This window comes from Elizabethkingia argenteiflava (assembly GCF_009904105.1).
In the GTDB taxonomy this organism is placed as follows: domain Bacteria; phylum Bacteroidota; class Bacteroidia; order Flavobacteriales; family Weeksellaceae; genus Elizabethkingia; species Elizabethkingia argenteiflava.
Genome location: NZ_JAAABJ010000322.1, coordinates 1 through 7992, shown reverse-complemented (window position 1 = coordinate 7992; position 7992 = coordinate 1). Strand labels below are relative to the sequence as shown.

9 protein-coding genes are annotated in these 7992 nt (G+C 34.1%); 7 read left to right on the top strand and 2 right to left on the bottom strand.

Annotated elements, in window-relative coordinates; all coding sequences use genetic code 11:
* The coding region (locus tag GNY06_RS15515) for an IS1/IS1595 family N-terminal zinc-binding domain-containing protein (RefSeq protein WP_449390390.1) at nucleotides 1–143 on the bottom strand (143 nt) is incomplete at its 3' end.
* A 535-nt stretch (nucleotides 144–678) separates the two neighbouring features.
* On the opposite strand from GNY06_RS15515, the gene GNY06_RS03455 reads away from it, so the two are divergent.
* The 5 genes from GNY06_RS03455 (at nucleotide 679) to GNY06_RS03435 (ending at nucleotide 6210) form a co-directional block, all read left to right on the top strand.
* Complete coding sequence (locus tag GNY06_RS03455) at nucleotides 679–870, top strand: hypothetical protein (protein ID WP_166518816.1); 192 nt, start codon at nucleotides 679–681, stop codon at nucleotides 868–870.
* A gap of 106 nt (nucleotides 871–976) precedes the next feature.
* Nucleotides 977–2674, top strand: a complete 1698-nt coding sequence (locus GNY06_RS03450; RefSeq protein WP_166518815.1) for an FISUMP domain-containing protein — start codon at nucleotides 977–979, stop codon at nucleotides 2672–2674.
* A gap of 466 nt (nucleotides 2675–3140) precedes the next feature.
* On the top strand, nucleotides 3141–3575 hold the full coding sequence (locus GNY06_RS03445) for an META domain-containing protein (protein ID WP_166518814.1): 435 nt from the start codon (nucleotides 3141–3143) through the stop codon (nucleotides 3573–3575).
* A 133-nt stretch (nucleotides 3576–3708) separates the two neighbouring features.
* The gene (gene hflX / locus GNY06_RS03440; protein WP_166518813.1) at nucleotides 3709–4917 is read left to right on the top strand and encodes a GTPase HflX; all 1209 of its coding nucleotides are present in this window, start codon (nucleotides 3709–3711) and stop codon (nucleotides 4915–4917) included.
* Nucleotides 4918–4944: 27 nt separating this feature from the next.
* The gene (locus GNY06_RS03435) at nucleotides 4945–6210 is read left to right on the top strand and encodes a cation:proton antiporter (protein ID WP_166518812.1); all 1266 of its coding nucleotides are present in this window, start codon (nucleotides 4945–4947) and stop codon (nucleotides 6208–6210) included.
* A 76-nt stretch (nucleotides 6211–6286) separates the two neighbouring features.
* On the opposite strand, the gene GNY06_RS03430 is transcribed toward GNY06_RS03435, so the two are convergent.
* On the bottom strand, nucleotides 6287–6670 hold the full coding sequence (locus tag GNY06_RS03430; RefSeq protein ID WP_166518817.1) for a group III truncated hemoglobin: 384 nt from the start codon (nucleotides 6668–6670) through the stop codon (nucleotides 6287–6289).
* A gap of 114 nt (nucleotides 6671–6784) precedes the next feature.
* Between GNY06_RS03430 and GNY06_RS03425 the strand changes: the two genes are divergently transcribed.
* Together GNY06_RS03425 and GNY06_RS03420 are read left to right on the top strand one after the other, a co-directional pair.
* Nucleotides 6785–7276, top strand: a complete 492-nt coding sequence (locus tag GNY06_RS03425; RefSeq protein WP_166518811.1) for a YkgJ family cysteine cluster protein — start codon at nucleotides 6785–6787, stop codon at nucleotides 7274–7276.
* A 120-nt stretch (nucleotides 7277–7396) separates the two neighbouring features.
* The gene (locus GNY06_RS03420; RefSeq protein ID WP_166518809.1) at nucleotides 7397–7666 is read left to right on the top strand and encodes a hypothetical protein; all 270 of its coding nucleotides are present in this window, start codon (nucleotides 7397–7399) and stop codon (nucleotides 7664–7666) included.
* Nucleotides 7667–7992: the final 326 nt, after the last annotated feature.

Below are 7992 nucleotides of genomic sequence, written 5' to 3'. Positions count from 1 at the left end.
TTTTTTTTGATTGTTTTTGAATATTCACCCCCTCTTTTATATACCGTAAAATTAAATCCACAATTTTTACATTTGTATCTTTGAAGATTCCTGATGATACCGTTTTTTATTTTTTCAGACTCATGACATTTTGGACAATTCATTATTCTTTTTATTAAAGAGAAAAAAACTATCCTTATCTATCGGTCCACAATATCCTGATTGATCGAGAGTTTTTCCAATTCCTCAATCTGCTTTTTTTAATTCATATAAAGCAGATTACTTCTACCCATTTTGATAAGATACTAAATTCTCTAATTTATTTTTGTGGAATACTTACTTTTAAGAGACTGTTTAAATTTCTATAGAAAAATTTTGCTGATAGGCATTCAGAGGTTGGATATTTGAAAAAAATAATGAATACCCAACTGATCTAACTGGAAACCAAAGCCAATTATTTTTACGACCTCCTTGGTAACAATAAGGACAGCAGTATTTTTTAAGGCAGCATTTCTCTTTATTGTTTTTGAAAATAATTGGGTATTTAAAATTAAAAACCATTATTTGATCTTACTTTTAAAAAAAATAGCTATTATGATATTAAATTGTAAAATATAATTTAATATATTTATAAAATGAAATTTGATTTTTCACTTGACGCTGAAATGCACAAAACTTTAATAAGAAAATTATGGTACAATGAAAAAAACAGAGAAGATCCAAAAGAAAATTAAACACTTGAATTTTATGTGTATAGAACAGATAGAGCTAGCAGATGCCACAAAAGCAATAGCTCCAGCTTTAATTCAAAGAAGTACGGATTTAAAAAGTCAAAAAAGGAAAATGCAACATTATACCAAAGGCAGGTCTTATAAAGCATTTTTTAATTAAAATTTACTTAGACTGTCTGAATATTCAGGTATAAGAGTAATTACTTTTATATGAGTCTATCTAAAAAAAACAAAAAACATTCACTAAAGCATTTAAATATATAAAAATGAAAAAAACAAAAAAAACAAGGTCCATAGGCATCATAGGCTTAATGCTCATTTCTACCACTCTCTTTTTTCTAGCCTGCCGTAGCACGTCTGATAATTTAACAGATACGGGAGGACAAACAGGAGCGCAGACGGCAATAATAAAAATTAATATGCTTGGAGCGGCATTTGAAGATTTATACACATTAGGACCAAAGGCTTCTTTAAAAAAAACAAGAAAATCAGTAAATCGTCCCAGAAACCTGCGAGAAGAGATCCCTTTCTCCGATGATTATAATTTGATAGCAGAACTCAATCCTGTTATTTCTTCAAATAAAATGCATAAAATGGCAGCAAATCAAGATCAGAAAACATCGGAATCTGCTGAAATACAGCTGTTACCCCCCGGGATTAAATACAAAGTGGTGGTATATAAAGATGCTGGAGAATATGTTACAGAAAGAGATTATATAAGAGGGAAAGAAAAAGATACTGAGAAACTGATTCTCAATGATGGAGAGACTTATACCTTTATAGCTTATTCTATAAACTCTTCTAGCGTTCCGCCAGTTAATTTTTCTAATCCCTCTCGTAAAACTTTGGAAACATCTAGGTTGAATAATTTAGATGGTAGTACGGACTTTATGTACTTTAGAACCGATATTAAGGTAGATGGAGGTAAAACCAATTATATTCATGTCGTACTAAAGCATCAATTTTCGCAAATTATAGCAAAAATAAATAGCTCTGATACAGGGTATCAAATTTCTGAACTTAAGTCTCATATCAATGCGCATTATGCTGCTTCTAACATAGAGTTGGCAGATGGTTATAATAACTATTTGGGAACCAGAGAGAATAAGGATTTTCCTTTGTCGGGATTGAATACATATGAAGTAAATGGAAAAGCTATTTTTAATGCAGATACTGATAAAGCATCTTTAATAATTTCTTCCATTAGTGTGGGGCCCATAAAAAAAACTAATCTGACTTTATTTCCTGACCAGATAAAAATTATTCCAGGTCTCAAGTATAGCCTCACCGTACGTCTTAATCCTAAAGACATATTACTTACTTATAAAGGGCAATCCGCAGCTCGAATTAATGGGAAAATATGGATGAGACACAATCTAGGAGCCAATACTAGTTTAGACCCTGACCAGTCCCCAAGTGTTGCAGGTCTTCATGGGAATTATTACCAATATGGTCGTAATGCATTTGTAGCAGGAGGTACGGATACACGGATGAACGGCAATTTTAATGGACATTCTGCCTCTCCAAGAGATTGGAATAGTGGGACTGAACTAGCTCCTATTAAAACGGATAAAGATCCTTGCCCAGAAGGATACCGGGTTCCAACTTATAAAGAATTTAGTGAACTAATAGATGCTACAATTCAGTCCAGTCATGGACAATGGTCTAGGGGATATGCTAATTATACTGCTGCAAAAGTTTTCACCAGTAAGGACAATAAAAATGTGAAGTTGACTTTTCCATCTCAGGGAGTTTTCAGTGTTACAGGCGTTGCTAATGTTGAACCTTATCGTCAATCGGGGCTTCAAGACAGGGGGATTGCGGGAATATATTGGGCTTCTACAATAGATGGTAATATTCACTATTTATATCATTTACAGAATAGGTCTACTGTTGGCGTGTTGGGAGGAAATACTGCATTTAGGGCTCAGGCCAGAAACGTTCGATGTATTGCGGAAAAGTAGTTCTATGTACAATAATCTATGTTCACGAATCAAAATGTAACCTTTGGTATTTTGGTCATTTTTCATATTCGATGATAGCTGTCTCTTTGGGACGTATTGATTCTAAACCCTTAGAAGAGATAAGCATTGGGCAGTACCTAAAAAGTATTGTTTTGAGGGGTGAAAAAAATGCTTAGTAAGTTATTGTACATAAGTATTTTTTGTACTAAAATCAAAAGACTCTTGTAATATTACAAGAGTCTTTTTCTATCAGGTTAAGATCAATAAAAAAACAAGAATAAAATATAAAAACATCTTATTTATTCTCTCTTGAGAACTTTTTTAAATTTTATTGAGATTCCACAATTTATATTGTCCAATGCAGAACAACTCTAAATATATTTTTTTGATGTATATTTGGGCATTAAAAAACTTTTGGTAAAAAATCTAAGTTTTGGTCTCTAATAAATTCAAACAAAAAAAATTAATGAAAAGAGTTGTTTTACTCACGGTACTACTGTTCTCTTTAATGAGTATAGTAAGATGTGTTGTGGCTCAAGATTTGAACTATAAGTTACAGAGAAAGTGGATGTTGGTTTCGTTGAAGGAGTTTTCTAAGGCGGAATTGATACATGCCAAAGCCTGTATAGATTTAACTTCTCAGGCTAAAGCTGCCTCTGCATATGTTGCATTTATGGGGTGTAATAACCTGAGCTTTCAGTTAAAAGAAGGGAAGGGGAATAAAATCTCTATTTCTCATATAGGGGGTACACGGAAATTTTGTAGCGATCATTTGGATTTAGAAAATCAGTTTATATCCGTCTTTTCCCGTATGCATTCTTATGCTATTAATGGTCACTTTCTAACCCTCACCAACAAAGAAGGGGAGAAAATGGTCTTTGTAGCAGCAGACTGGGATTAACCATAACATCAGATTGAACCTGTATGTTTTTTTAAGATTAAGCACAGATCATATTAGAAATGCAGAAGTAAAGTAAACATATTTTATATATATTTAAGGCTGCAGATTTTATTTCCAATTTTTATTTTTGTATATGTTAGAAAAGAAAGAGCATCACTATGAAAGAGCTGTTTTGGTAGGCTTGATTACCAGAGATCAGAATGAGGAAAAATTACAAGAATATATGGATGAGCTCGAATTTCTAGCTTACACTGCTGGTGCCAGCGTAGAGAAACGATTTACACAGAAAATGTCTCAGCCGGATTCAAAAACTTTCGTAGGAAAGGGAAAAGTAGAAGAAATCAGAGAATTTGTAAAAGAGCACGACATTACCACCCTTATTTTTGATGATGAACTTTCTCCTTCTCAACTTAAAAATCTGGAGCGTGAAATCGAAATTAAAATTCTTGACAGGACCAACCTTATTTTGGATATTTTTGCACAGCGTGCACAAACTTCATATGCAAGAACACAAGTAGAATTAGCACAATATGAATATTTGCTTCCCCGTTTGACCAGAATGTGGACCCACTTGGAGCGGCAGAGAGGGGGTATAGGAATGAGAGGTCCTGGGGAAACAGAAATCGAGACCGATCGACGCATTATACGGGATCGGATATCACTCTTGAAAGAAAAATTAAAAACCATAGACCGCCAGATGTCTACTCAGCGTAATAACAGGGGTAAAATGGTTCGAGTTGCATTGGTAGGTTATACCAATGTGGGCAAATCTACTTTAATGAACGCATTATCTAAATCAGAGGTGTTTGCAGAAAATAAACTCTTTGCCACTTTAGATACTACTGTAAGAAAAGTTGTGATTGGAAATCTACCTTTTCTTTTAACGGATACGGTAGGCTTTATCAGAAAACTCCCTACTCAGCTTGTAGAATCCTTTAAGTCTACTCTGGATGAGGTAAGGGAAGCTGATTTACTGGTGCATGTAGTGGATATCTCTCATGAGAGCTTTGAAGATCATATAAAGTCCGTTAATGAAATATTACAGGAAATAGAAGCGCATAAAAAACCCGTAGTAATGGTTTTTAATAAGATTGATGACTTCAGTTATGATCAGAAAGGAGAAGACGATCTGAGCCCTGTGACCAAAAAAAATATTTCTTTAGAAGAATGGGAAAAAACATGGATGGCAAAATCTAAATTTCCGACAGTCTTCGTTTCTGCTATAACCAAGAAAAATTTTTCCGAAATGAAGAAAATGTTGTATGAAGAGGTCTTGAAAATCCATATTTCTCGTTTCCCTTATAATGATTTTCTTTTCGAATATTACGATGATATCGAATAGAATTAATAAAAAATATACTCAAAAAGAATGGAATTATATTATTCATTTTCAGTCCTTATTGTACTAGCTGCTATATTTGCTTATATTAACTATAGATTTCTTAGGTTACCAAGTGCTATAGGGATTATGGTTATCGCTATTGTCGTTTCCACTTTTTTAATTCTTTTTGGAGAAATCATTTTACCCAGAACTTTTGTAAAATTAAACCGATTGATGGATAGTATAGATTTTACAGAAGTCTTAATGGGAGCCATGCTTAATTTTCTCTTGTTTGCAGGAGGGATACACATTAATATCAACGATCTTAGAGAGCAATTTCGTCCCGTTTTTATCTTTTCCACTGTAGGAGTGGTTATTTCTACTTTTGTAGTGGGTTTTGGGGTTTATTATCTCTTTCCTCTAGTCGGAATGCATATTCCTTTTCTATATTGTCTTGTTTTTGGAGCCCTTATATCTCCCACTGATCCGGTCGCTGTATTGAGTATTTTAAAACAGGCCAATGTTTCCAAATCACTAGAGACCAAGGTGGCAGGTGAATCATTATTTAATGATGGGATGGCGGTGGTTGTTTTCAGCGTTATGTTGCAGTTAGCCGCTGGTAAAGAAGTCGATCTGGGACTAGAAAACATTTCCATGATGTTGCTTCATGAAGCAGGAGGGGGAATACTGTTGGGAATTATACTGGGTTGGGTTACATCAAGGCTCATGCGGGAAGTGGATGATTATATTATTTCGGTATTGGTTACTTTAGCCGTGGTAATGGGGGGCTATCTTATAGCGCGCCAACTTCATATTTCGGGTCCATTAACCATGGTGGCTGCTGGCTTATTTATGGGTAACTTTAATGTTAATTTTAAAATGAAATCCGTTACTCAGGATTATCTGATTAAATTTTGGGAATTGATCGATGAGATTCTCAATGCTGTTCTATTCCTCTTTATAGGCTTTGAATTGCTGATGATCAAAGATCTTAGTGATTTTATTATTCCTGGAATAGGGGCTATTGTAGTCGTGTTATTGGCTAGATTTATATCCATATGGGGGCCTACAAAGTTTATGTCCTTAAAGTCTAGATTTAGTCCGCAGACGGTTAAAGTTTTGGTTTGGGGAGGTATTCGAGGGGGTGTTTCAATTGCCTTGGCCATGTCCATACCTAAGAGCGAATATAGCACGGCTATCCTCAGTGTTACTTATTTTGTAGTAGTATTTTCTATTATTGTACAAGGTTTAACGATTGCTCGAGTCGCGAATCCTACAAAAATGATTAAAGAAGAACGGGAGCAAATATTATAAAGCAATTTATCGCTTCAGGTAAACTGGGGTAGAGCGATCGAAAGTTAAAGATCTTCTAATGCAAGTGAGCTTATATTTAATTTACCTTCCTTGCATTTTCCATTTTATAAGACATCAGGTTGGCTATGTTTTGGGCCTTATAGATGGCTAAATCGGCTATTTTTCCCGAAAAATTCTCTTTAATTGTTTCCGTCCATAATTTTAGCCAACGCTCAAAATGTTCTTTCTCCATGGCTTTTGTTTCGTTAATTGGGAAGTGAACTTGCATAGGGTTGCCCTTATAAGTGGTTTTACCAAAAAGCAAACATTCCCAAAAATCGAACATTTTAGGTAAATGCTCATTCCATTTTACTTGTGCGATTTCATTAAAGAAGATACTAATTTTATCATCTTTCTGAACTTTCCTATAAAAACCGTCTACTAAAAGCTCTATATCAATCCTATTTTGTATGTCTTTCACTTCTTTCATCTCTACTGTTTTACCTCAAATATACAATGAAAAATCTTTATTTGACAAAATCTGAGTGGATATTGGTATGATATTCTTAATTTTGAAATCTTGTTCAAGTTATATATGGATTTAAAATATTATAAAACCCAGGCCAAGCTCAAGAAAAAAGAAAACCAGAAGTTTTTAGAAACGCTGAAAAAGAAACCTCCCAAGAATTTAGATTACGTAGCAGAAGAAATTCATAATGAAGTGTTTGAGCAAATAAACTGTTTAGAGTGTGCGAATTGCTGCAAAACCACGGGCCCTCTCTTTACTGAAAAAGATATAGAAAGGATTAGTAAGCATCTTCGTCTAAAGCCTTCCGAATTTGAGGATAAGTTTTTGAGAGTGGACGAAGATCAAGATAAGGTATTACAGTCCCTTCCTTGCGCTTTTTTACTCCAAGATAATGAATGTGCTATCTATCAGGTACGTCCAAAGGCTTGCCGGGAATATCCACATACTAATCGAAAAAAAATATACCAGATTAATGTAATCACTCTAAAAAATGCAGAAATATGCCCAGCTGTATACCTATTTATGGAGAAATTTAAGGTAAATTTAGAAAAAAAATAAATTTCCATAATAAGTATTAAAAAAAGCCAAATAGCGTTAAATTTAAGAGAGATAGATAATTTTAATGAGAGACAGTCGTTTTTTTATTGAACACTAAAATTAATTTTAAAACGTAAGATTATGAAAAAGTTATTTTTCTCCGCACTTTTATTAGCGGTAGGTACTGGTGCTAGCTTTGCACAAGCTACCAAACAAGATAGCACCAAGGCTAATTCGGAGACCCTAGTGCCGGTATCTCCAAATGTAAATGTAGATGAAGGCTCCAAATCCCATTTAGAGGCCAACTCAGAAGTTGTATCTCCACGTGTAAAAAAAGAAGATGAGCAAAGCGTTACCCAAGATCCAAAAGCGGGAGCTCGCGATGAAAAGACAGAAAAAGAAGTGGAATAGGTTACGCTAATAAGTTCACATAAGCTAGTTTAAAAAAACAGGGCTGATTTTCATAAAATCAGCCCTGTTTTTTTTACATCAATTTACAATATCCTCAGCGAATAGGGGAGGGCTTTTACACCCCTGTATGCTATATCAGATATTTTTATAGATATAAGAGCCTGTTTAAATTTTGTCCAATAAATGTTTTATAGCGGCCACTTTAACCATTTCTTCTTCATTTTCGATTAGCAGTTCATAAATTCGGCATAGTCTTCGATGGTTATCAAACCAAGCAAATGTTCTTTCAATAATCCATCTTTTATGGATAGGCTGAAAATTCTTTT

Coding starts and splice junctions, on each gene's coding strand:
- GNY06_RS03455 (WP_166518816.1), top strand. CDS start 679: ATGAAAAAAACAGAGAAGATCCAAAAGAAAATTAAACACTTGAATTTT.
- GNY06_RS03450 (WP_166518815.1), top strand. CDS start 977: ATGAAAAAAACAAAAAAAACAAGGTCCATAGGCATCATAGGCTTAATG.
- GNY06_RS03445 (WP_166518814.1), top strand. CDS start 3,141: ATGAAAAGAGTTGTTTTACTCACGGTACTACTGTTCTCTTTAATGAGT.
- hflX (WP_166518813.1), top strand. CDS start 3,709: ATGTTAGAAAAGAAAGAGCATCACTATGAAAGAGCTGTTTTGGTAGGC.
- GNY06_RS03435 (WP_166518812.1), top strand. CDS start 4,945: ATGGAATTATATTATTCATTTTCAGTCCTTATTGTACTAGCTGCTATA.
- GNY06_RS03425 (WP_166518811.1), top strand. CDS start 6,785: ATGGATTTAAAATATTATAAAACCCAGGCCAAGCTCAAGAAAAAAGAA.
- GNY06_RS03420 (WP_166518809.1), top strand. CDS start 7,397: ATGAAAAAGTTATTTTTCTCCGCACTTTTATTAGCGGTAGGTACTGGT.